Here is a 24160-nt window from a genome sequence, read left to right on the forward strand (position 1 = left end):
AGAGCGCTTCACGATGGCGTTGCCATCGCGAAGCTTCTCTCGCTCTTTGATCTTGCCGCATCTTCTGCGACCAACCGGTGTCCATTTGGTCGAAAAACGCTTTAATGCGCCAAAGCCTCCACCTTGGCCCGCCCGCCGAGATACGCCGCGCGGATGTCGTCGTTGGCCCACAGGTCCTGCGGCGCGCCGCTGAGCACGAGCTGGCCGGTCTCCAGCACGTAGCCGCGATCGGCGACCGAGAGGCCCATCCGGGCGTTCTGCTCGACGAGGAGCACGGTGGTGCCGCGCCGGCGCACCTCGGCGATGATCGCGAACACCGCCTGGACGATGACCGGGGCGAGGCCGAGCGAGGGCTCGTCGAGGAGCAGGATGCGGGGCTTGGCCATCAGCCCGCGGGCGAGCGCCACCATCTGGAGCTGGCCGCCCGAGAGCGTCCAGCCGAGCGCGTCGCCGAAGCGGCGGATATCGGGAAACAGCTCGAACATGCCCTCCGCCTCGTCGCGGATCTGGCGGCTCGTGAGCCCCGTCCGGTTCGAGGCGCCCAGCATGATGTTCTCGCGCACCGTGAGGCCCGGGAAGACCCGGCGCCCCTCCGGCACATGCGCCACGCCGCGGCGCACGATCTCCTCGGGCTTGAGGCCGAGAAGCGACTGACCCTCGAACAGGACGTCGCCGCCGGCCGGCTTCACCAGCCCCGAGATGGTCTTGAGCGTCGTCGACTTGCCGGCGCCGTTGGAGCCGAGGAGCGTCACGACCTCGCCGGCCTCGACCGAGAACGAGATGCCGCGCACGGCCTCGATCTCGCCGTAGCGCACGGTCAGGTCGCGGATATCCAGGAGTGCCATCGTGTGTGTCTCCTGCTCACGCGGGGGCGAGATCGGTCTTGAGGCCGGCGCCCGGCCCCTCTGTGCTCTCCTGACCGAGATACGCCTCGATCACGGCGGGCTCGCGCAGCACCGTGACCGTCTCCCCGTCGGCGATGCGCCGGCCGAAATTCAGCACCGTGATGTGGCTCGCCACGTCGCTCACCAGGGTCATGTCGTGGTCGATGATCAGGATCGTCAGGCCCTTGGCGGCCATCCGGCGCAGGAGCACGGTGAGCGCGTTCTTCTCGGTCGAGTTGAGGCCCGCCGCCGGCTCGTCCAGGAGCAGCAGCACCGGGTTGCCGGCGAGCGCCCGGGCGATCTCGACGAGGCGCTGGTGGCCGTAGGAGAAGGACGAGATCGGCTCGTCGGCCCGCGCCTCCAGCCCGACGAAGGCGAGCGCCGCGCGGGCCCGCGCCTCCAGGGAGGCGCGGTCATGGGCGACGATGCCGTTGCCTGGCCGCTCGGCGCCGATCACCACGTTCTCGAGCGCGCTCATCGAGCGAAAGAGGCGGATGTTCTGGAACGTCCGCCCCAGCCCCGAGCCGGCGCGCTGGTGTGGCGCGAAGCGGGTGATGTCCTGCCCGTTGAGCCGCACCCGGCCGCCGGTCGGGGTGTAGAGGCCCGACAGCACGTTGAGCGTCGTGGTTTTTCCAGAGCCGTTCGGGCCGATCAGGGCATGGATGCCGCCGCGGGTCACCGTGAAGCTGACCTCGTCCACGGCCTTGAGGCCGCCGAAATGCTTGGACAGCCCCTCGACCTGGAGCACCGGGGCCGTCGAGGCCGCGTCCTGCGTCAGCGTCAGGTCCTGAGCCCGGGATGCGGCGGGTTTGCGCGGCCGCAGGCGCTTCACCTGATCGCCGAGGAAGCCCCAGATGCCCTCCGGCATGAACACCACGATCAGGATGACGGCGAGGCCATAGATCGCGAGATAAAGGCCCGGGATCTCCTTCAGGAACCGCAGCCATTCGGGGATCAGGATCAGCAGCCCGGTGCCGATCACCGCGCCGACCGGCGAGCCAACGCCGCCGAGCAGCGCCATGGTGAGGAAGACCACCGATTCGGCGAAGGAGAACTGGTCCGGGCTGATATAGGTGAAGCTGCCAGCAAACAGGCCACCGCCCAGGCCCGCCAGCAGCGCCCCGATGGCGAAGGCCATGACCTTGGTGCGATAGATGTCGATGCCGGTGACGCCCGCCGCCAGCTCGTTGTCGCGCACCGCCCGCATGGCGCGGCCGAGGCGCGTCTCGGGCATCCGCCACACCGCGTAGGCGACCGCCGCCAGCACGACGACGCAGAGCGCCAGGTAGCTCTGGCCGTCGGTGAACAGGCCGGGGCGCTTGATGTTCGGCACGCCGTCCGGCCCGTGGGTGACCGGGATCCAGTTGATCATGATCAGCGTCAGGATCTGCTGGAACGAGATCGTCACCATGGCGAGGTAATGGCCGCCGAGCCGCAGCGTCGAGGCGCCGAGGCCCGCGCCGAGGATGAGCGCCAGGACGAGGCCGATCGGCAGGCAGAGCCAGAAGCTGATGCCGAGATCGACCGTGCCGAGGCCGACCGCGTAGGCGCCGATGCCGAAGAAGGCGGCCTGCGCGAGGTTGATCTGCCCGCACAGGCCGAGCACGACCGTGAGCCCGATGACCGCGATGGCGTAGGTCGCGGCCTGCATCAGGATGTTGAGCACGTAGCCGCTGAACGGCGTCGTGGCGGCGAGGACCACCGCGACCGCCACCAGGGCGAGGTAGGCGAGGGTGCCGAGGGGAAAGCGGCGGGCGGGGGCCACGGACACCGGGTCCGCCGCGACGGGGCGAGGGGAGCCGGTCATGCTTTCTCCGCGATGCGTTCGCCGAAGATGCCCTGCGGGCGGAAGGCCAGGAAGGCGACGAGGACGATGAACGCGAAGGCGTCCTTGTAGGGCACCGAGACGTAGGCGGCGCCGAAGGTCTCGATGATGCCGAGCGCCAGCCCGCCGATGATCGCGCCGGTCACGTCGCCGAAGCCGCCGATGATGGTGGCGGCGAAAGCCTTGAGCGCGATGGTGGCGCCCATCTGGATCGACACGAACAACACCGGCGCCACCAGGATGCCGGCGATGCCGCCCAGCACCGCGCTGTACACGAAGGTCAGCATGATCATGCCGGCGACCGGGATGCCGAGGAGTGCGGCCATCTCCTTGTCCTGGGAGGTAGCTTGCAGCTTCTTGCCGAGGAGCGTGTGCTCGAAGAACCAGTACTGGAACGCCACCAGCACCGCGGTCACGACGATGATGAGCAGGTACTGGGTGTCGAGGAAGACTGGGCCGATCAGGAAGCCTTGCGTCTCGAAGACCGGCGGCAGCACCTGCGGCTGCGGCCCGTAGAGGGCGAGCGTGGTGTTGGCGAGGAAGATCGAGGCGCCGATGGTCGAGATGATCACCGGCAGGTAGGTGCGGTGGCGCAACGGATAATAGACGCCGAGATTGAACAGCGCCCCCAGCATCGCCATGCCGCCGATGGCGAGCAGGAAGGACAGCCAGTACGGCCATTGCAGATCGACGGCGAAGACCACCATCAGGAAGGCGGCGACCATCGAGAACTCGCCTTGCGCGAAGTTCACCACGTTGGTGGCGCGGAAGATCAGCACGAAGCCGAGCGCGACGAGCGCGTAGACGGCGCCGATGCCGATTCCCGTGAACAGAAGCTGGAGGATGAGGTCCATGCGGGCCCGCCCCGATCGGATGAAAAGGGTCGTGCCGCCGCGCCGGGCGCCGCGGCCGAAACGGTGTCGGGACGGCTCCCGCCATCCCGCTCGGGTCGTCCGAAAGGTCAGGCTTTGTAGAAGTCGATGCGCTTGTCGAACACGATGGTGCCCTTGTCGTTGCGCACCACGTTGTAGCCGTGCAGGCCGTCGCCGTTCTGGTCGAAATTGTAGGTGCCTTCGGCGCCTTCATGCCCGCGGATGGCGAGCAAAGCCTCGCGGATCGCCTTCGGGTCGGTCTTGCCGGCGGCGTTGATGGCTTTCGCCAGCACCGTCACGGCGTCGAAGGTCCAGGAGGACTGGTTGTCGGGGGCGAGCTTCATCACCGCCCGGTAGGCTTTGCCGAAGTTGCGCGCCGCGTCGCTCGATTCTTCCGCGTAATCCGCCACCCCGTAGGTGTTGTAGAGCGAGGGACCGGCGAGCTTGAGCGCCGTGACGTTGACGATCGAGGCCGAGCCGACCCACGGCGCCTGCACGCCGAGCTGGCGCAATTGCCGGGCGAAGATGCCGAGGTCGTTCTCGAAGGTGAAGTAGGAGCCGATCACGTCGGCGCCCGACTGGCGGATCGCCAGCACCACCGGCGTGAAGTCCTGGCTCTGGTTGGTGTAGCCCTGGTCGAGCGCCACCGTGGCACCGGCCTTGCCCAACGCCTCGGTGAGCGCCTTGGCGCCGCTGGTGCCGAAGGCGTCGGTCGAGTGGATGATCGCCCACTTCTTCTTGGCGAGCGTCCCGACGCCGTATTCGGCGATGACGCGGGCCGAGAAGCTGTCGTTCGGCCGGAAGCGGAACAGCCAGGGATTGCCGAGCTGGGTCAGCACCGGGTCGGTGCCGCCAAAGGCGACGGGCTTTCCGGTCTTGAGGATGTCCGGCGCCATGGCGTGGTTCTGGGTCGAGCGGATCGAGCCGAGGAACGCCACGAGATCGGGTTGCGAGGCGAGCTTGGAGAAGGCCAGCACCGCGCCCGGATTGGTGGTCTGGTCGTCCTCGGTGACGATCTCCATCGGCTTGCCGAGGACGCCGCCAGCCTTGTTGACGGCCTCCAGGGCGATCTTGGCGCCGTTGAGGGCGAAGCGGCCGGCATCGGCGCCGGGACCGGTCACCGGCAGCACCATGCCGATCCGCAGGGTACCCCCTTGCGCGCTCGCCGGCCGGATGATCGACGGCGCGACCACGCCGGCAACCGCGACCGTGGCCGCACTCTTCAGGAAAACGCGGCGCGTCGTCCTCATCGGCATGTTCCTCCCATGGGCATTGGCCGATGCTTCGAGGCCCGGCCTTGCCGGGGATGAGACACCGGCAGCGCTGCCATGTCCATCCCCCAGATCCCTTCCTTCAGGATTAAAAATGCCCGGGCAGATCTGCGCCGGACACCCTCGACCGCGGCCGCCGGCGCGGCCATTCTCCCGCCCGCCAGAATCAAGAATACCGGGAGGACGTCATGCAGATCTCAGCCAGCGGCCTGACCGCCTATGTGCGGGACATCTTTTCGCGAGAGGGCTGCTCGGAGGCGGAGGCCGGGCGGATCGGCCGCTATCTCGTCGCCGCCAACCTGACCGGGCACGACAGCCACGGGGTGATCCGGGTGCCGCGCTACGTCGCCTGGCTGCGGGAGGGCGAGGTCGAGGCCGACCGCACGCCGGAGATCGTGACCGACGGCCCGGCCTTCGCCCTCGTCGACGCGCATTACGGCTTCGGCCAGACCGCCGGCCCCTTCGCGACCGAACTCGGGATCCGCAAGGCGCGCGAGACCGGCGTCGCCATCGTGGCGTTGCGCCATGCCGGCCATCTCGGCCGCATCGGCGAATGGGCCGAGCAGGCCGCGAGCGCCGGCCTCGTCTCGGTGCATTTCGTCAACGTGGCGGGGAGCCTGCTCGTCGCGCCGTTCGGCTCGGTCGAGCGGCGCTTCTCCACCGCGCCCTTCGCGGCGGGTTTTCCGGTGGCGGGCGCCGAGCCGGTGATCCTCGACTTCGCCACCTCGGCGGTGGCCGAGGGCAAGGTGCTGGTCGCCTCGCAGGGCGGCAAGGCGCTCCCCGAGGGCGTGCTGATCGAGCCGGACGGGCGCCTCTCGGCCGACCCCGCGACGCTCTATGGTCCCCTCGACGGCCCCGACCGCGACAACCTCAAGGGCGCCGGCGCGATCCGGGCCTTCGGCGAGCACAAGGGCTCGGGGCTGGCGCTGCTCTGCGAATTGCTCGCCGGCGCGCTCACCGGATCGGGCACGGCGGGCCCGGGGGCGCGGCGGTTCTGCAACGGGATGCTGTCGCTCTACATGACGCCGGAGGCGTTCGGCTCGCAGGACGCGATGGTGCAGGAGACCCGCGCCTATCTCGACTTCTTCAAGGGCGCCCGGCCGGTGCCCGGCGGCGAGGTGCTGCTGCCGGGCGAGCCGGAGCGGCGGATTCGGGCGCAGCGTCTGGCCGAGGGCGTGCCGCTGCCGGATCCGGTCTGGGAGACGCTGCTGGCGGCGGGACGGCCGCATGGGCTGGATGGGGAGGCGTATCGGGGGTGAGGGGGCTGATTGGCCGACCCCGGCACGCCGTATGACGGCCTTGCGGCAGGTACGCTACGAGCTTACCTGGCCGCATGGATTTCGACTGGCACGACGGGAAGAGCGAGACGGTGCGCGCGGAGCGCGGCTTCGGCTTCGAGGATGCCGTCGGATTCGTCCTCGGCAGGACCGTCGAGTGGCAGGATCTGCGCCAAGCCTACGGCGAGCCTCGCATGATTGCGGTCGGTGAGGTCGGAGGCCGATTCGACACCATCGTCTATACGGATCGGGGGGCGGTGCGCTGGATCATCACCGCCTAAGCAGACTTGCGTCGGCAGGCCAACGCTTCGTCCGCTTAGGGTCTTGTTTGATCGCAGATTTTGCCGCCGAACCGGCGACCACTTCGGCGAAATCTGCTTAGCCCTCGAACAGGAAGGAGCGGACGCGATGGCGAAATTCAGTCTGAGCCAGGCGCTCCTGCATCGCCCCCAGGTGGACGAAGCCAAACTGGATGCGACGACGGAGGAGCATATCCGGGCCTATCAGGAGGAGGACGGCTTCGATCCGGATGTCGAGCTGGCTGCCGCGCGGGTCGTGCCGGGTCCTCGGGACGTGCGGGTTCGCCTGGGCCTGACACAGCGTGAGTTCGCGGAGGCGTTGCACATTCCTCTGGCGACGGTGCGCAACTGGGAGCAGGGCCGCACCGTGCCGGACGCGCCGGCCCGCGCCCTGCTGACCGTCGTGGCGCGGGAGCCGGAAGCGGCCTTGGCGGCTCTTGGTTCGGTCGTCGTGCCGGACGATGCCGATGAGGCAGCGGCTCCACCGTCGGCTCGGTAGTCTCGGGCAACACTCAAGCCCGTGCCGCTCCTGTGGCGGTCTCTCGTCGCGACACTCCGACAGCATGTCGGCCGGCATGCTGTCGATCACATCGAGAAGGATGGAGAGATCGGCCGGGCCCTCACTCCGGCCCATTCCGACATCGGGCTGGACCGTCTCGGCCTTGATGGGGCCGGAGCGTGATCGCTGCGGCAACCTGCACGATCGGTCCTCGCCGGCCCATCCGCCTCGTCTCCAGCCATGCCGCCTCTCACGAGCACACCGCGCCCCTGTCTCACGTCCCGGCTGCGGCACCATCCCCTCATCGACCAGAAAACCACGAGACACCACGCCCCGCTTCCTTACAATCCCCCGGTCCGGCGCGAAGACCGGACGGGAGGAGACGAGTGATGAACCGACGTGACGTCCTCGCGGGCGCCGCCGCCCTGGCTGCGACCACGGTCGCGGCGCGGGCCGACCGGCTGCCCCTCGGCGACCTGCCGGGCACCCGCTACCCCGACCCGCGGGTCGAGGCTTTGGACAAGCGCTTCCGCTACAAGGTCGGCAACGCCGCCATCGAGCGCATCGCCACCGGCTTCCGCTGGGCCGAAGGCCCGGTCTACTTCCGGGACGGCGGCTACCTGTTGTGGAGCGACATCCCGAACAACCGGATCATGCGCTGGCTCGAGAACGGCCATGTCAGCGTCTACCGGGCCAATTCCAACTACTCGAACGGCAATACCCGCGACCGCCAGGGGCGCCTTCTCACCTGTGAGCACGACACCCGCCGGGTCACCCGCACCGAGCCGAACGGCACGATCACGGTGCTGATCGACAGGTTCGACGGCAAGCCGCTCAACGCCCCCAACGACGTGGTGGTGGCGTCCGACAACGCGGTCTGGTTCACCGATCCGGGCTACGGCATCGACGGGTTCTACGAGGGCCACAAGGACAAGGCGGAGCTGCCGACCCGGGTCTATCGCCTCGATCCGGCGACCGGCCAGGCCAAGGTGGTGGCGGAAGGCATCGACCGGCCGAACGGCCTCGCCTTCTCGCCCGACGAGAAGACCCTCTACGTGGTCGATTCCGGCCTCACCCATGGCGGACGCTCGAACATCCGCGCCTTCACCGTCGAGGGCGACCGGCTCACCGGCGACCGGGTCTTCGCGGAAGGCTTCGCGCCGGGCTTCACCGACGGGGTGCGGACCGACGTCGACGGCAACGTCTGGTGCTCGATGGGCTGGGCCGACCCGAAGGAGGATGGCGTGCGGTGCTACGCGCCGTCCGGCGATCTGATCGGCAAGATCCACCTGCCGGAGACCTGCGCCAACCTGTGCTTCGGCGGACCGAAGAAGAACCGGCTGTTCATGACGGCGAGCACCTCGGTCTACGCGGTGTATGTGGAGACGCAGGGCGCGATGGTGCCGTAGGGAAGATTGAAACGACACTGAACGTGCCGTGAGCATGAACCCTTTCCCCTCTGTGGGGGAGGGGACACCGCGTCCGGATGAACTGGGGCCGTTCTGAAGGGCGCGACATCCTTCGATGTCGCGCGGCCCCTCTCCCGGCCCCTGCTGGCGCAGGGACCGCCCTCCCCCGCAGAGGGGGAGGGTTGGGCGCGCGGCGCCCGACAGTATACGTCCAATCAAAGCGCTAGAAATTCACCCGGTCGCCGCCCTTCAGCGCCAGGATCTCCCGCGCATCGTCCGGCGTCGCGACGTCGAGCCCCAGGCCCTCGATGATCTGGCGCGCCTTCAGGACCTGCTGGGCATTGGATTCTGCCATCCGGCCGGGCCCGATCCACAGCGAATCTTCCAGCCCCACCCGGACGTTGCCGCCGAGCGCGATCGCCTGCGCGGCGATGGGGAGCTGGTTGCGGCCCGCCCCCAGCACCGACCAGCGGTAATCGGCGCCGAACAGCCGGTCGGCGGTGCGCTTCATGTGCTGGACGTCCTCCGGATGCGGGCCGATGCCGCCGAGGATGCCGAACACGCTCTGGACGAAGAAGGGCGGCTTGATCACGCCGCGATCGGCGAAGTGGGCCAGCGTGTAGAGATGGCCGATGTCGTAGCACTCGACCTCGAACCGGGTGCCGCTCTCGGCGCAGGTCGTCAGGATGTGCTCGATATCCGCGAAGGTGTTCTTGAAGATCCGGTCGCGCGAACCCGCGAGATAAGGCTCCTCCCAGTCGTGCTCGAAGGTCTTGAACCGCTCCAGCATCGGAAAGAGGCCGAAATTCATCGACCCCATGTTGAGCGAGGCGACCTCGGGCTTGAAATGGGCTGCCGGCCCGAGGCGCTCGTCGATGCCCATGGTCGGGGCGCCGCCGGTGGTGAGGTTCACCACGCAGTTCGAGCGCTGCTTGATGACCTTCAGGAACGGTTCGAACGCCCCGGGCGACTGGTCGGGCTTGCCGGTCTTCGGGTCGCGGGCATGCAGGTGGACGATGGCCGCTCCCGCCTCTGCCGCGCCGATCGCGGCTTCGGCGATCTCGTCGGGGGTCACCGGCAGGTGCGGCGACATCGACGGGGTGTGGATCGCGCCTGTGACGGCGCAGGTGATGACGACTTTCCGCTTGGCCATGAGAGTTCCTCCTAAGAGTGGGCGCGCTTGTGCGCCATGAGGGCGGCGAGGCGCGCGTCGCGGCGCCGGCTGCGCTCCGCCGGCGGGGCGGGATCGGGGCCGCCGCCCCAGGCGGCATTGATGCGGGCGGCGCTGTCGGGCGACCACACCGAGGCCGGGGCCGGATCGGCGGCAAGGCGGCCATAGAAGCCGCCATAGCGGGCGGCGTAATCGGCCACGCCCCCCGGCGCGTTGAGGTCGATCGTGGCGAAGGGCCCGAGAAAGGACCAGCGCAGGCCCAACCCCTCGGCCACCGTCCGGTCGAGATCGGCCGGGCTCACCACGCCCTCGGCGACGAGGCGGAACGCCTCCGAGAGCAGGGCCCCCTGGAGCCGGTTGAGCACGAAGCCCTCGACTTCGCGATGCACGGTGACGGGGGCCTGCCCGGCGGCCTCGTAGAGGGCGCGGGCGCGCGCGATCACCGCCGGATCGGTCCAGGGCGCGCCGCAGAGTTCCACCACCGGCACGAGGTGGGGCGGATTGACCGGGTGGCCGACGAGGCAGCGGGCCCGCCCCGCGAGGCTTTCGGTGAACAGCGAGGCGACGATGGCAGAGGTCGAGGAGGCGAGGATCGTGTCCGGCCCGCACAGGGCGTCGAGTTCGGAAAACAGCGCCCGCTTGGCTTCGACGGTCTCGGGCCCGTTCTCCTGCACGAGGTCGGCGCCCGCCACCGTCTCGGCGAGGGTCGGACAGGTCCGGATCCGGGCCAAGGCCCCCGGCACGTCGGCGACGAGGCCGTGAGCTTCGAGCTGGCGCAGGGCCGCCTCGATGTGGTCCGGCGCGGCGTCCAAGGCCGCGGGATGGATGTCGGTGAGGCGGACGGCGAACCCGGCCCGGGCGAAGACCACGGCCCAGGACCGGCCGATCAGCCCGGACCCGACGACGGCGACGGTCGGCATCGAACCTCCTCCAGAATCAATCACAGCCACAGCACCTGACGGCGCAAGGAGAGGTCGTCACGCAGGGCCTGCGAGGGGCCGGTATGCATCACCCGGCCGCGCTCCAGCGCCACGGTCCGGTCGGAGAGGGCCAGCGCGAGGTCGAGGTTGTGGTCGACGATCACGATCGAGACCTCCCGGCGGAGCGCGTCGAAGGTCTCGAACAGGCTCTCGACCACCGCCGGGGCCAGCCCCTCGAACGGCTCGTCGAGGAGCAGCACCCGCACGTCGCCGGAAAGGGCGCGGGCCACCGCCACCATCTGCTGCTCGCCGCCCGACAGGTAGTCGGCGGGGGTGCGCCAGCGCTCGCGCAGGCGCGGGAAGTAGGACAGCACCCGCTCCTCGTCCCAGTGCACGCCGTTGCCGGTGCGCCGCTTGAGCCGGCCCAGCTCCAGGTTCTCGGCGACGCTCATCCCGGCGAAGAGCCCGCGCCCCTGCGGCACGTAGCCGATGCCGGCCTTCGCGATCGCCGCCGCCGAGCGGCCATCGAGGCGATCAGACCCGAGCCGGATGTGCCCGGCGGCGTGGGGCGCCAGCCCCGTGATGGTCTTGAGGCAGGTCGACTTGCCGGCGCCGTTGCGGCCGAGCAAGGCGACGATCTCGTGGGCGTGGACATCGAAGGTGACGCCCGAGAGGATGTGGCTCTTGCCGTAGAAGGTATCGACGCCGTCGAGCGACAGCAGCACCTGCGGCTCGGCGGCGCTCGGGCGGGCCTTCGCCGCCATCGCGGCGGTGCCGGAGCCGATATAGACCTCCTGCACCCGTGGCGAGGTGCGGGCATCCTCCACCGTGCCGTCGACCAGCACCGTGCCCTCGTTCATCACCGTCACGGCATCGGCGATCTGGAACACCCGGTCGATGTCGTGCTCGACCATCAGGACCGGCACCTCGGTCGAGACGCGCTTGATGATGTCGCCGATGCGGGTGCGCTCCGCGGCGGCGAGGCCCGCCAGCGGCTCGTCGAGGAGCAGCACCCGGGGCTTCGTCGCGAGCGCGACCCCCATGTCGAGCAGGCGCTGGCCGCCATAGGAGAGCGAGCCGGCCTCGGCCCGCTCCAGCCCGGTGAGGCCGAGCCAGCGCAGGATCTCGGTGGTCTCGGCCGCCGCCTCCCGGTCCGCACGGGCGTCGCGCCAGGGATCGAAGCGGCCGGGGCGCCGCCCCTGCACGGCAAGCCGGATGTTGTCCTCGACGGTGAGGGCCGGGAAGAGATTGGTGATCTGGAACGAGCGGCCGATGCCGGCCTCGCAGATCCGCTCCGGCGCAAAGCCGACGATCGAGCGGTCGGCCAGGGCCACGGTGCCGGAATCGGGCTGAAACATCCCGGAGATCAGGTTGAAGGCGGTGGTCTTGCCGGCGCCGTTGGGCCCGATCAGGGCGTGCAGCGTCCGGTCGCGGACCGCGATGGTGACGCCGTCGACCGCCTTCAGCCCGCCGAAGCGCTTGGCGATGCCGCGGGCGGCCAGAATGACCCCGTCGACCACGCCGTCGGGCCGCAGGAACGGCGGCAGGTTCTCCGGCAGCCCCGCCTTGCGCCCCGCCATGGCGGCGTCCTCGGTGGCGGGCGGCCGGACCATCCGGTACAGCCGCCGGCCGATGCCGACGAGCCCGTCGGGCGAGAACAGGATGAAGCCCACGAAGAGGAGGCCGAACCAGAACAGCCAGTTGGCGGTCCAGATCGACAGCATCTCCCGGAACAGGATGAAGAACAAAGCCCCGATCGCCGGCCCGGCAAAGCCCCGCATGCCGCCGATCACCACCATGGCGAGCAATTCGCCCGAGAAGGCGGAGCCGAGCGGCTCGGCCGAGGCGAAGCGGTGGGTGAAGACGCTGAGCACGCCGGCGAGCCCCGTCACGGTGGCGGAGACCGTGAAGGCGACGAGCTTGTAGCGGTTGGTCGGATAGCCGAGGAAGCGCGCCCGCTGCTCGTTCTCGCGGATCGCCTCCAGCACGGTGCCGAGCGGCGAGCGGCGGAAGCGCGAAAGCCCCACGGCGACCGCGAAGCCGACGACGGCCACGAGCCCGTACCAGGTCCAGGCCGCATCGAGGTCGAGTCCGAGGAGCCGGGTCCGCTCGACGCCGCCATAGCCGCTCTCGCCGCCGGTGAGCGCGGTCCAGCGGAACGCCACCGTGAAGGAGAGGGCCGACAGGGCCAGCGTCAGGAGCGAGAAGTAGACGCCGCGGCGGCGCAGGATCAGCAGGCCGAGGAGGAGGGCGGCGAGCGCCACGACCACGAGGGCGAACAGGGTCGGCGGCACCAACGTGCCGGGAAAGAGCTGGCGCTGGCCGATCGCCGCCGCATAGGCGCCGATGCCGAAGAACGCGCCGTGGCCGAAGGAGACGAGGCCGGTCTGCCCGACCAGGATGTTGAGCCCCAGGCAGGCCACCGCGAACACCACCACGTCGGTGGCCGAGGTGAGGGTGAGGCCGAGGGCCGACAGGCCGAACGGCAGGGCCACGAGGGCGACCGCGATCAGCGGCAGGGTCAGTCTCTCGCTGCGATCCGTCATCGTCGTCACTCGAACCGCAGGATGCGCTCGCCGAGCAGGCCGCGGGGCCGCACGAGCAGGATGACCGCCATCAGGGCGTAGATCGCCGCCTCGGCGAAGCCCGGATAGACCAGCACCATCAGGCCGCGGACGACCCCGACGATGAGCGCGGCCAGCACCACGCCCCAGAACGAGCCGAGCCCGCCGATCACCACCACCACGAAGGCGCCGGTGAGCACCTCCGCGCCCATGGCCGGATGGACGCCGGAGATCGGCGCCAGCATCACCCCGGCGAGAGCCGCGAGGCCGACGCTGAGGCCGACCACGGTCGCCATGTAGGGCTGTAGCGAGATTCCCAGAGCCGCGACCATGTCGGGGTTCTGGACCCCGGCCCGGACCACCCGCCCGAAGGTGGTGCGCTGGAGCAGGAACCACACGACCGCCACCGCCACCACCACCGCCGCCAGGATGGTGAGCCGGTAGCGCGACAGCACGAAGTCGCCGAGGAGGATCTGCCCGCGCAGGGCCTGGGGGATCGAATAGGGCAGGGGCGGCGCCCCGAAGATCATCCGCAGGCCCTGCTCGGCCACCATGGCGAGGCCGAAGGTGAGGAGCAGCGAGAGGATCGGGTCCGAGCGGTAGAAGCGGCGGAACAGGAACCGCTCGACCACGAGGCCGATCGCCGCGACGAGGACAGGCGCCGCCACGAGGGAGCCGCCGAAGCCGAGGGCGGGCGAGAGCTGAATCGTCAGGTAGGCGCCGATCGCGTAGAATGCGCCGTGGGCCAGGTTGACGATGCCGCCCAGGCTGAAGATCAGCGACAATCCGAGCGCAATCAGAAGATGGATGGCGCCCAGGAACAGGCCGTTGACGACCTGCTCGACGGCGAGGGTGAGGAAGATCACGAGGGTTAGTTCCGAGAGAGAAGGAGCTTCTTCGTTTCGAGATCGCCGGCTGCTTCAAGATCAAGTGCGGGGTCCCCGCTCCCACACCTTGCAGCGATCCGGGGCAAGCCCCGGATCGCCTGGAGAGGGGCGGCGCGCCTTACCGTGCCGGCGTCGGAGCACCGGCAGACGTCACCCCTCCAGCTTGCACGCCGCCTCCTCCGCCGTCGGCGCCAGCACCTCCATGTCCTCGTTCGGGCCGGGAATCGCCGGGGTGGAGGTGAAGAGGTCCCACTTGTCCTTGACCTTGTCGGCCGGGAGCGCCGTGATCGCGTACATCTCGCTGATGAGCTGGTGGTCGCGGGCGCGGAAATAGGCCGGGCGGGGCTTCTGCACGTCGAACTTCGCGCCGCTCTCGAGATACGAGACCAGCGTCGGCCCCTCGGTCGACTGGGTGTCGGCCATCGCCTTGGCGACGATCTTGACGGCGTTGTAGTCGCCCCAGGCCTGATTCTCCGGCGGCTTGCCGTACTTCTTGGTGAAGGCGGCGACGAAAGCCTTGGCGGAGGGCGTGTCGACCTTGTGATGCCACAGGCACGGCCAGGTGCCGGCGAAGTTGCCGGGACCGGCGCCCCAGGCGAGCGCGGTGTCGAAGCCGAAGCCGGCAACCGGAAAGGGCAGGCCGTACTCGGCGTATTGCTTGAGGAAGTTGGTGATCTGGTTGCCGGCGAGGTTCGAGATCACGAGATCCGGCTTCGCCTGCCGGATCTTGATCAGGTAGGCGGAGAAGTCGGTGGCGTCGGTCGGCACCAGCTCGTCCGCCGCAAAGGTGCCGCCCTGGCTCTGCATGAACCCCTTGGCGACCCGCAGCAGGTCGTGGCCGAAGGCGTAGTCGGCGGTGAGCGAGTACCAGCGCTTGCCCTTGACCAGCCCGCCCTCGGTCAGCGAGCGGCCGACCGCCTTGACGTACATCGAGTTCGCGCCCTCGACGTGGAACATGGTGCGCTTGCAATCCTGCCCGCGCAACGCGTCCGAATTGGCGCCGGTGTTGAGGAAGATCGTCTTGCCCCGTTGCGCCACCTGGCCGATGGCAAGCGCCGAGGCCGACGAGATCTCGCCGACGATCGCCGCGACCTTGTCCCGCTCGATGTAGCGCTCGGCCTTGCCGGAGGCGGTCTGCGGGTTGACCGAATCCTCCGTGAGGAGTTCGATCCTGCGGCCGTTGATGCCGCCCGCGGCGTTGATCTCCTCCGTGGCGAGCTGGGCCGCCATCACGGCGTATTCGCCGAGAGGCCCGAGGAAGCCGGTGCGCGGCGTGAGGTGGCCGATGCGGATCGGCTGCCCGCTTTGCGCCCGCACGAGCCCCGGCATCGCCAGCGCGGCGCCGGCCGCGAGGCCGCCCTGCACGAGGCGGCGGCGCGTGATGAGGTGGCCCGCGCTGGGGTGGCGCCTGGAGGTGAAGCCCTGCGTCATGGTGCGTGTCCTGCCCAAGATCGCATCACGGTCGTTCGGGTTGCCGTGATCTGTGATCACACTTAGGCTGGCATCAAACGGCGCGCCTGTCGAGACGGTCCACACCGTCCGCAGGCGTCGATCGGGGAAACGTCAGGGGAGGTCCGTCGCTTGGAGAGGCGGGACTTGCATGCGCCCGGGCGGGAGCCACGGGCGGGCGACCGGCCTGAGCCGGAGGGCGGGCTGGCGCGGATCACCCTCGGCACTCAGGTCTACGATGCCCTGCGCGACCTGCTGATCGCCGGTGGGCTGGCGCCCGGCGAGCGGCTGTCCCTGCGCACGGTGGCGGAGCGGCTCGGCACCTCGATGATGCCGGCCCGGGAGGCGGTGTCGCGGCTCGTCGCCGACGAGGCCCTGGAGGTGCTGCCGAATCGCGCGGTGCGGGTGCCGGTCATCACCCTGGACAAGTTCCGCGAGCTGACCCGGGTCCGCATCGCCGTCGAGGGTTTTGCGGCGGCGGAGGCCGCGCGGGCGGTGGGACCTGGCGCCCTCGCGGCGATCCAGGCGCATGATGCGGCGTTCCGGCACGAGGTGCGATCGCCCGAGCCCGATCTGGAGCGGGCGATGCGGGCCAACCGCGACCTCCACTTCGCGGTCTACGAGGCCGCCGGCCTGCCCTCGCTCGTCGCGATCATCGAGGGGCTGTGGCTGCGCATCGGCCCAGTGCTCAACCTCGACATGCGCTCCTCCCCCCGCCGCCTCGCCGAGGGCGGGGCCCAGGCGCATCATGCCGCCCTGGTGGCGGCGCTGGCGGCGGGGGATGCCGAGGGCGCCCGGGCGGCGCTCAGTGCCGACATCGCCGGCAGCGCCGCCTTCATTGAGACGACCGGGCGGCTCGCCCCCTGAACACGGAGACCGATCATGGAGATGGGATTGGGCGGCCTGACGGTGCTGGTCACCGCGGGGGCCGGCGGCATCGGGCTCGAAGTGGCGCGGGCCTTCGCGGAGGAGGGGGCGCGGGTCCATGTCTGCGACGTCGACCGCGTGGCGCTGGCCGCCCTGCCCGCCGGCATCACCGGCAGCCATGCCGACGTCGCCTCGCGCGAGGATGTCGCCCGGCTGTTCGCGGAGGCGGACCGCGCGCTTGGCGGGCTCGATTGCCTGGTCAACAATGCGGGCATTGCCGGGCCGACCGGGCGCGTCGAGGAAATCGCCCCGGAGGAGTGGGACCGCACGCTCGACATCTGCATCACCGGGCAGTTCAACTGCGTGCGCCTGGCGGTGCCACGGCTGCGGGCGAGCGCCAACCCGTCGATCGCCAACCTGTCCTCGGCGGCGGGCCGGTTCGGCTTTCCGCTCCGCACGCCCTACGCGGCGGCGAAATGGGCGGTGATCGGCTTCACCAAGTCGCTGTCGCGGGAACTCGGGCCGGACGGCATCCGGGTCAACGCCGTGCTCCCCGGCATCGTCGCGGGAGATCGCCAGCGCCGAGTGCTGGAGGCCAAGGCGCAGCAGCGCGGGATCAGCGTCCCGGAGATCGAGCAGGCGGCCTTCGCGGCGGCCTCGATCAAGGATTACGTCACCGCCCGCCAGATCGCCGACCAGATCCTGTTCCTGGCCTCCGAGCGGGGCAAGACCATCTCGGGCCAGGCGCTGGCCGTCGATGGCGATCTCCAGATGCTGACGTGACCGCCGCCATCGTCCCGGTCACGCACGGGTCCTGGACGCCCGGGACCCTCGGCCGGACGGCGGCGGTGGATCGCGACGGTCTTCCCCCGCGGGACGCCCCGACGAGCGATCCGCCATCGGACCCTGCGACGCCGCCCCCGATCCCTCACGCCGCCATGGTCTCGGCCTTCTGGGTCTCGGCACACCAGCGGCCGATCAGCGCCTTCGCCTCCGCGGCGGGAACTGGCCGGCTGAACAGGTAGCCCTGGACTTCGTCGCAGCCGAGAAGCGCGAGAACCCGCTGCTGGTCGACCGTCTCGATACCCTCGGCGGTGGTCCGCATGCCGAGCACCCGGGCGATGTCGATGACGGCGCGGACGATCGCGGCGTTCTGCGCGCCCGTGCCGAGCCCGGTGACGAAGCTGCGGTCGACCTTGATCCGGTCGAACGGGAAGCTCCTCAGGTAGTTGAGCGAGGAGTAGCCGGTGCCGAAATCGTCCATCGCCACGTGCAGGCCGAGCGCCTTGAGGTCGCGCAGGATGGCCAGCGTCGCCTCGCCGCTGTCGAGCAGCATCTGCTCGGTGATCTCGAGTTCGAGGCGGTGGGCCGGCAGGCCGGTCCGCTCCAGGACCCCGCGCACCATCCCGACGAGGTCCGGGCCCGAGAACTGCACCGGCGACAGGTTGACGGCGATCTTCAGGTGCTCGGGCCAGGTCGTGGCCTGGTGGCACGCCTCGGCCAGGGACCATTCGCCGATCGCGTGGATCAGGCCACATTCCTCGGCGATCGAGATGAACAGCGAGGGCGGCACGTTGCCCCGCTCCGGGTGCCGCCAGCGCGCCAGCGCCTCGAACCCGGCGATCTCCCCGGTCTTCAGGACGATGGAGGGCTGATAATGCAGCTCCAGCTCTCCGCGCTCGATCGCCCGGCGCAGGTCGGCTTCGAGCTGGCGTCGTTCCGCCAGCCCCTCGCTCATCTTCCGGTCGTAGAACTCATAGCTGCCGCGCTTGCCCGCCTTCACAGCGTAGAGCGCGAGGTCGGCGGCGATCAGCAGGTCGTCGGCGCTCCGGCCGTCCGCCGGGCCGACCGCGATGCCGATGCTGACGCTGGAGCGGATCTGGTGGCTGCCGATCTCGAAAGGTGGCAGGATCGCCTCGGCGATGCGCTGCGCCACGGCCTCGATGGCCTCCCGGTCGCCAGCACGGGGCATCAGCAGGGCGAACTCGTCGCCGCCGAGCCGGGCCAGGATCTGGCCGGGCGCGAGCACGGCGGCGAGCCGGTCGGCCACCGCCTGAAGCAGCGTGTCGCCAACCTTGTGGCCGAGGGTGTCGTTGACGATCTTGAACCGGTCGAGATCAAGGAACATCACCGCGTAGGTGGCGTCCGGCGTGCCCCGGGCCGCCTCCGCCATTGTCTCCAGCGAGGCGCGGAATACCCGGCGGTTCGGCAGGTCGGTCAGGGGATCGAGGGAGGCGAGCCGCGCGACCCGGGCCTCGGCCTCGGAGCGCTTCGCCTCGATGCGCAGGAGCTTCTCCACCGCGATCCCGACGAGGAGCGTCAGCAGGGCGGCCACCAGGGCGTCCATCCGCAACGTGGCGCGGGAGTCCTTATAGATCTCGCTTTCCGGCACGCTGACGCTCACCCAGAGCGGATGCTCGCGCACCTTGCGGATCGTCACCAGACGGCTCTCGGCGCCGTCCGGCATCTCCAGGGTGAAGGTGCCGGACCGGCCGGAGCGGATCTTCTGATAGGTCTCGGTCCGCCCGAGATCGGCGCCGACCCCGAAGCCGCCGCCGACGCCGCCGCTGGAGCGCACCACCCCGTCGCTGCCGATGAGCGAGATCGAGGCCGGGGTGCCGAGATCGATCTTGTCGTAGAACTGGGTCAGATGGCTCGGGTTGAGGGAGGCCACCACCACGCCGCCAAAGCGTCCGTCCGCCCCGGTGAAGCGGCGGCTGATCTGCACCGAGACCCGGCCGCTCGCCCGGCCGATCACCGGGCGGCTGATGTAGAGCACGTCGTCGGGGCTCTCGACATGGATGCGGAAATGGTCGCGATCGCTGAGATCGGTCGCTGGCGGCGGCTGCGGCCCGGCATTGGTCGCCCGCATCACCCCGTCCGGCCCGATGATCGCCACCTGCACGATGATCTCGCTCAGGAGATCCGTCGTGTTCACGATCGTCGCATAATCCTCCTTGTCTCTGCGGTTCTCGATGCTGCGGCGCATGTAGAGCAGCGACTTGTCGATTTCGCCGATTGAGCGCAGGACGTTCTCCTCGAACACCATCGCGAAATTGTACGTGGTGCGCTCGGAATCCTGAAGTGCGCCCCTGACGTCGTTCTCGTGCTTGGCCGCGACGCCGATCCACAGGAGCAGCACCACCATCAGGCCCAGGATCACCGGCCCACGGCGCTCCGCCAGGAATCTCGGAAATTGCTTGAGGTGCAGGGCCATCCCGGCTCGTCCAGCGGCTTCGATCGTGGTCATTATGCAACCCGAACGTTATCGGTATCTGAATCGCCGTCCGTCATTCTGACATTTTTGCGGTCCGTCACAAGGAGATAGCTTTGACAATCCGGGTCTTGACTGATCTGCTGCGTGGTATTGTGAGATGATTTTCGGCTTGTGTGGTTAGAATTTGAGCAGGGCATGCCGTCGTGGCGGCGGACGACCCCCACGTCGACGTGTCAAGACAGCGACGCCGATGGAAGTCGATGCGTGGCGCCACAACCGGTGGTCGTTTTGATGCCCGCCACGTCGTTGGTCCTGCACGCCGAATCCGTTCGGGTCCAGCGCCGTCATATCTACAAGTCACCAGGTTAACGTAGTCAATCGTGCTTGCTGCAAGCGTCGAGGCGGTGTGAGTGACCCGCTGATCCGCCGCCCGGCCCTGCTCGGTCTTGGCGCTGTCTTCGTGATCGCCGTCACGAGATGAGGCAGCGTATTCGATCCACTTCACAACGACATGACCGTGTAGCCGGAGTCACGCGGCGGTCTCGCTCGACGGATTCGCCAGAAACGGGGCGGCTTTGCAATCGGCGTCGAACCGGACGCGAGATCGTTGCGTGTCCTTTCGGGCCGGGCAGGCGAGACACGCTGTCGTGCTTACATGCGGCGACGGAGGCGGCGCCAGCCGAGAACCGTGCCGCTCACGGCCATCACCAGGCCGAGGGCGCTGACGGCGACGATCACGGTCAGCCGCACGGCCGGGCGCTGCGCCAGCGGCCCGGCATCGAGGGTGTGCAGGGCATCGAACAGCCAGCGGTTCGCCCGTCCGCTGCGGTCCGTCCGCCCCAGGATCGCCCCGGTCGCGGGATCGATGTGGAACCAGGTCGCGGCCGGGTCGTCGAAGGCGAGGCGCAGGACCGGCAGGACTGGGGCGCCATGGCGATCGTACCAATAGGCATCCGGCGTCTCGATGCGTGTCACCGACCGGAGCGCCGCCCCCGGCCGCATCGCCCTCGCCGCCGCCACGACGGCGTCCGGCGTCAGGGCGGTGCCGCAGCACGGGGCTGCGCCGCCGGGGCCGGTGGCGACGACGAGGGGGTGCCCGCCGATCCAGACGGCGTCGAGGGCGACGGTGCCGGTGGGCGCCCGGGCGAGGTCGTCGAGGCGCGCCGGGAAGACCGGCGCCGCCTGCCCCGCATAGGCCGTCCGCATGGCGGCATCGGGCCTGCGCGGCCCGAACCAGCCGCGCGGGTTCATCGACAGCCAGCCGCTGAGCAGGAAGGTCACGACGACGAGGCCGCCCGCCACCCCTGCCAGATGGTGCCAGGCGGCCCAGCCGCGATAGGGCGTGAGCCGGCCGCGCATCAGCCGGACGAAGCCGAGGACATAGCCGGTGATGGCCCCGGCGAGCGCGATGCCGGAGATCCAGAGGACCACGTCCTGCCACAGGCCCGCCCGCGCCCGCAGCGGCGTGAGGTAGATCCAGTGGGTGACGGCGCCGGCCCAGTTCCACACCCGCTCGGTCCGGGTGGTGTCGAGGGCGAGGTCTCCCGTGGCGACCGACAGGTACAGCTCGGTCCCGGCCGCATCGCCCAGGGCCACGCGCCGGAACGGCCGCAGCGGGTCGTAAGCCGCCGTCACGGTCCACTGGTCGCGGGTGACCGTGCCGAGATCGGTCACGTGGCGCGTCACCGGATGGGTGGCGGCGAGCGCCGCCGCGCTCTCCGCGGTGAGCGGCGGGACGGCGTCGCCCGTCACCGCCGAGAGGGCCTGGCGCCCCCCATCGGCCCGCGTGATCCAGTAGGCCGGCTCCGCTCCCCGCATCGCCAGGGTGAGGCGGGCGGGAAAGCGGTCGAGGCCGGCCCGCGCCAGCGCCTCCTGCGGCGTCAGCCGCACGGCGTCGAGGCGCAGCGGCCTCGACGCCGCGACCCGCTCCGCCCCGGTGAGGGCCGGGAAGCCGACGGCCAGCATCACCAGCCCGGAGCCGAACCAGGCGAGGATGAAGAGGCCGGTCGCGATGCCGAGCCAGCGATGGCCGAGATGCAGCCATCGCTTCAGGCGCTTGACCACGCCCTTCATCAGAACGTGACGTGGTAGGCCAACTCCACGGAGCGCGGGCGCCCGAGCAGCCAGGAATTGGTGTTGCCCGAGACCGCGTAGAGCTGGTCGGTGAGGTTGTAGCCGCGCAGCGACAGACGCGAGGCCGGCGTCACCTGCCAGTCCAGGCTGGCGTTCAGCAGCGTGTAGCCCGGCCGGCGAAAGGTGTTGGCGAAGTCGCTGAAGACCGGCCCGACATCGTTGACGCCGACCCGCGCCACCCAGCCCGGCGCGAAGGCGTAGGAGAGCCAGACATTGGTGACGCGCTGGGGCACGTTGACCGGGACCTTGCCGGAGAACGACACCGCCGCCCCGTCGATGGTCTGAGCGAAAGTGTCGTAGCGCGCCCGCAGCAGGGCGGTGTTGGCCTCGATGCGCCAGGCGTCCGAAAGCTGGTAGGCGAAAGCGACCTCGACGCCGCGGGAGGACTGGCTGCCGACCTGGGCGACCTGCGTCGGCCGATCGGGAAGCGGGGTCAGGAGGTTGTCCTTGCGGATGTGGTAGCCGGCGAAGGTCCACTCGCCGCGCCCGCCATCGAACAGGCCCTTGGCGCCGGCCTCGACCTGCTCGCCGGTGGCGAGCTGGAACTGCGACTGCGCCACGCTGGTGGTGATCAGGCTGCCGAGGGGATCGGCGGCGGTGGCATATTGGGCGTAGAGGGCGAGGTCCGGCGTCGGGGTGTAGATGGCGGCGGCGCGGGTGCTGACGGAATCGAAGGTCTTCTCGAAGGCGGTCGCCGCGAGCGGCCGGCTCACCGCCACCCGGGGCACGTCGTAGCGCACGCCCGTCACCAGGGCGAGCTGCGGCGTCAGCTCCAGCCGGTTCTCGGCGAAGACCGAGGCCTGGCGGGTGCGCGAGACGATGTCGGTCCGGGTGCCCGTGAGGTTGACGAAGCTGCCTTGGGAAAAATTGTATGGATCGACGGTGCTCTCGCCTCCGAACGGCGCATTGCTGTCGCGCCGGAAATCGATGTGGTTGACGTCGAAGCCCACGACCGTCGACGTCTTGAAGCCGAACAGGCTGCCACGGAACGTGGCGTCGAGACGGTTGCCGATCTGCTCCTGGTGGTGGAAGATCTCGATGTAGTCGCTGCGCCGGATCAGCCCGGTCGCCGGCTGGTAGGTGTATTGCTCGACGTCGCGCCAATGCCGCTCGGTCGAGAGGCGATAGGCGGTGTTGCGGATCGTGATGTCGGGGGTGGGATTCCACTCGGTGCGCAACTGCGTCCAGTTGTCGAACCAGGCGATCTGCGAATCCCGGATGTTGTAGTTGGTGAAGCGCAAGCGGTCGGGCACCCGGTCGCCGATGAGCGGCGAGCCCCAATAGCGGGTCGGCTCGTTATAGCCGAGGTCGTGCGAGAGCGTGACGCTCAGATCGGGCGCCGCCCGCCAGGTCACCGCGGCCGAGAGGGCGAGATTGCGAAAATCGCCGTCGGGCTTCACCCAGCCGTCGGCCCGGTTGCCGCTGAGGTTGAGTCGGTAAGCGAGGTTCTCGCCGACCGGCCCGCCGGTGTCGAGGGCGAGGCGTGCGAGGCCGTCCGAGCCGATCGCCGCCCGCGCCTCGCCGATGGGCGTGAAGACCGGCTTCTTCGGCACCACGTTGACGATGCCGCCGATCGCCCCCTCGCCATAGAGCACCGAGGCCGGGCCGCGTAAGACCTCGATCCGTTCCGCCGACCAGGTGTCGAACGGGAAGGTGACGGTGCCGGCCCCGACATAGAGCCGCGTGCCGTCATAGAGCTGCTGCACCGAGCCCGATCCGGCAAAGCCCCTGGCCGTGAAGGCGAGGTTGCCGTTGCCGGGCGCCGCGATGCTGGTGATGCCGACGGCGTTCTGCGTCACCGCCTCCTCGACGGTGTTCTGGCCGCGGGCCCGGATGGTCTCGCCGCTGATGATGTCGAGGCTCGCCGGGGTCTCGAACGGGGTGAGGCCGAGGCGGCTGCCGGAGCGCGACGGCGTCGCGAGGTTGAGGCCGGGCGCGGCCTCCTCGCGGGGGCGGCCCCCCGCGACGTCGATGCGGTCGAGGGCGAGTTCCTCGGCGGCGCCGGGCGCGGCCGCCAGGAGCGGAGCGGCGAGGCTGGCGGCGAGAGTCGTGGAACGGCGGGCGCGGCGCGCGGGCATGGGGAGGAGGTCCGAAGCTGGCAGAGGCGCCATCCGTAACCGACCACCAAAGAAATGTAACGTTATAATGTTACATTCTTTCCCTCTCCAGCGAGGCATGGGTTGCGCCGGGCGCAATCGGCCTGTGACAGGGCGGAGGAAGGCGAGCGGCATGGCGGGACGGCGCGGGGCTGTGGCACGTCACCGCGAACGAAGCCCTCCACCGCCACCCCTCGGGATGGCGGCGTTCGGACACCCGTCAGGACACCCCGCCCGACGTGTTTCGCGTGTGACCACGGCTGACGGCAGGTCTCCTGGCTCACGGGTCGTCGCCTGCCATCGTCTTCCCAGGGACCCGTGCGGGTCCCCAGTGACGCGATGTGATGGAAGGCTCACCGCTCACAGTTGCGGGGGCAGCCGCGGCCTCGGGCAAGCCCTCACCGCGTTCCCTTTTGATCCCCGAAGGGAACCGTCGCGGAAAAGCTTAGCGGTTCGGTAACGAAGGAGCAATGGTGGCGGGGAGCACGATCGCCAAGTTCGCAACGTCGTGCCAGAACAC

18 protein-coding genes and 1 riboswitch are annotated in these 24160 nt (G+C 69.8%); of the genes, 6 read left to right on the forward strand and 12 right to left on the reverse strand.

What is annotated here, in order from left to right; translation table 11 throughout:
* Window positions 1-101: 101 nt before the first annotated feature.
* The 4 genes from VP06_RS11535 to VP06_RS11550 form a co-directional block, all read right to left on the reverse strand.
* The gene (locus VP06_RS11535) at window positions 102-845 is read right to left on the reverse strand and encodes an ABC transporter ATP-binding protein (protein WP_048463916.1); all 744 of its coding nucleotides are present in this window, start codon (window positions 843-845) and stop codon (window positions 102-104) included.
* A gap of 16 nt (window positions 846-861) precedes the next feature.
* Complete coding sequence (locus VP06_RS11540; protein ID WP_082167345.1) at window positions 862-2691, reverse strand: branched-chain amino acid ABC transporter ATP-binding protein/permease; 1830 nt, start codon at window positions 2689-2691, stop codon at window positions 862-864.
* On the reverse strand, window positions 2688-3563 hold the full coding sequence (locus tag VP06_RS11545; RefSeq protein ID WP_048463917.1) for a branched-chain amino acid ABC transporter permease: 876 nt from the start codon (window positions 3561-3563) through the stop codon (window positions 2688-2690). Before VP06_RS11545 ends, VP06_RS11540 begins: the two co-directional genes overlap by 4 nt.
* Window positions 3564-3670: 107 nt before the next feature.
* A complete protein-coding gene (locus tag VP06_RS11550) occupies window positions 3671-4831 on the reverse strand; it encodes an ABC transporter substrate-binding protein (protein WP_048463918.1) in 1161 nt (386 codons plus the stop codon).
* A gap of 209 nt (window positions 4832-5040) precedes the next feature.
* On the opposite strand from VP06_RS11550, the gene VP06_RS11555 reads away from it, so the two are divergent.
* From VP06_RS11555 to VP06_RS11570, 4 genes are all read left to right on the forward strand, one after another.
* Entirely contained in the window at window positions 5041-6111 is a 1071-nt protein-coding gene (locus tag VP06_RS11555; RefSeq protein WP_048463919.1) for a malate/lactate/ureidoglycolate dehydrogenase, read from the forward strand.
* A gap of 74 nt (window positions 6112-6185) precedes the next feature.
* Window positions 6186-6410 carry a BrnT family toxin gene (locus VP06_RS11560; RefSeq protein ID WP_048463920.1) on the forward strand — a complete coding sequence of 75 codons (225 nt, stop codon included), beginning with the start codon at window positions 6186-6188 and terminating at the stop codon, window positions 6408-6410.
* Window positions 6411-6537: 127 nt separating this feature from the next.
* Window positions 6538-6927, forward strand: coding sequence for a helix-turn-helix domain-containing protein (locus VP06_RS34845; protein WP_082167346.1), 390 nt, complete (start codon window positions 6538-6540; stop codon window positions 6925-6927).
* Window positions 6928-7316: 389 nt separating this feature from the next.
* On the forward strand, window positions 7317-8336 hold the full coding sequence (locus VP06_RS11570; RefSeq protein ID WP_082167347.1) for an SMP-30/gluconolactonase/LRE family protein: 1020 nt from the start codon (window positions 7317-7319) through the stop codon (window positions 8334-8336).
* Between the two features lie 223 nt (window positions 8337-8559).
* On the opposite strand, the gene kce is transcribed toward VP06_RS11570, so the two are convergent.
* The 5 genes from kce to VP06_RS11595 all read right to left on the reverse strand — a co-directional run bounded on the left by kce (window position 8560) and on the right by VP06_RS11595 (window position 15309).
* Window positions 8560-9489 (reverse strand): 3,5-dioxohexanoate:acetyl-CoA acetone transferase, encoded by a 930-nt coding sequence (gene kce / locus VP06_RS11575; protein ID WP_048463922.1) that lies wholly within the window; start codon window positions 9487-9489, stop codon window positions 8560-8562.
* 11 nt (window positions 9490-9500) lie between these two features.
* On the reverse strand, window positions 9501-10427 hold the full coding sequence (locus VP06_RS11580) for a 3-hydroxyacyl-CoA dehydrogenase (RefSeq protein WP_048463923.1): 927 nt from the start codon (window positions 10425-10427) through the stop codon (window positions 9501-9503).
* A gap of 20 nt (window positions 10428-10447) precedes the next feature.
* Window positions 10448-12973 (reverse strand): branched-chain amino acid ABC transporter ATP-binding protein/permease, encoded by a 2526-nt coding sequence (locus VP06_RS11585; RefSeq protein ID WP_048463924.1) that lies wholly within the window; start codon window positions 12971-12973, stop codon window positions 10448-10450.
* A gap of 5 nt (window positions 12974-12978) precedes the next feature.
* Window positions 12979-13854, reverse strand: coding sequence for a branched-chain amino acid ABC transporter permease (locus VP06_RS11590; RefSeq protein WP_048463952.1), 876 nt, complete (start codon window positions 13852-13854; stop codon window positions 12979-12981).
* 174 nt (window positions 13855-14028) lie between these two features.
* Window positions 14029-15309, reverse strand: a complete 1281-nt coding sequence (locus tag VP06_RS11595; RefSeq protein ID WP_048463925.1) for an ABC transporter substrate-binding protein — start codon at window positions 15307-15309, stop codon at window positions 14029-14031.
* Window positions 15310-15474: 165 nt separating this feature from the next.
* Here VP06_RS11595 and VP06_RS11600 point away from each other — a divergent pair, with 165 nt between their 5' ends.
* The gene (locus tag VP06_RS11600) at window positions 15475-16194 is read left to right on the forward strand and encodes a GntR family transcriptional regulator (protein ID WP_245291149.1); all 720 of its coding nucleotides are present in this window, start codon (window positions 15475-15477) and stop codon (window positions 16192-16194) included.
* 15 nt (window positions 16195-16209) lie between these two features.
* Complete coding sequence (locus VP06_RS11605; protein WP_048463926.1) at window positions 16210-16977, forward strand: SDR family oxidoreductase; 768 nt, start codon at window positions 16210-16212, stop codon at window positions 16975-16977.
* A 145-nt stretch (window positions 16978-17122) separates the two neighbouring features.
* Here VP06_RS11605 and VP06_RS11610 read toward each other — a convergent pair whose 3' ends face one another.
* From VP06_RS11610 to VP06_RS11620, 3 genes are all read right to left on the reverse strand, one after another.
* Window positions 17123-19411 carry a putative bifunctional diguanylate cyclase/phosphodiesterase gene (locus VP06_RS11610; protein ID WP_048463927.1) on the reverse strand — a complete coding sequence of 763 codons (2289 nt, stop codon included), beginning with the start codon at window positions 19409-19411 and terminating at the stop codon, window positions 17123-17125.
* Between the two features lie 651 nt (window positions 19412-20062).
* A complete protein-coding gene (locus VP06_RS11615; RefSeq protein WP_048463928.1) occupies window positions 20063-21484 on the reverse strand; it encodes a peptidase in 1422 nt (473 codons plus the stop codon).
* Entirely contained in the window at window positions 21484-23622 is a 2139-nt protein-coding gene (locus tag VP06_RS11620) for a TonB-dependent receptor (RefSeq protein ID WP_048463929.1), read from the reverse strand. Before VP06_RS11620 ends, VP06_RS11615 begins: the two co-directional genes overlap by 1 nt.
* 266 nt (window positions 23623-23888) lie before the next feature.
* Window positions 23889-24088: riboswitch (cobalamin riboswitch) on the reverse strand.
* Window positions 24089-24160: the final 72 nt, after the last annotated feature.

The sequence above is a fragment of the Methylobacterium aquaticum genome (assembly GCF_001043915.1).
In the GTDB taxonomy this organism is placed as follows: Bacteria; Pseudomonadota; Alphaproteobacteria; order Rhizobiales; family Beijerinckiaceae; genus Methylobacterium; species Methylobacterium aquaticum.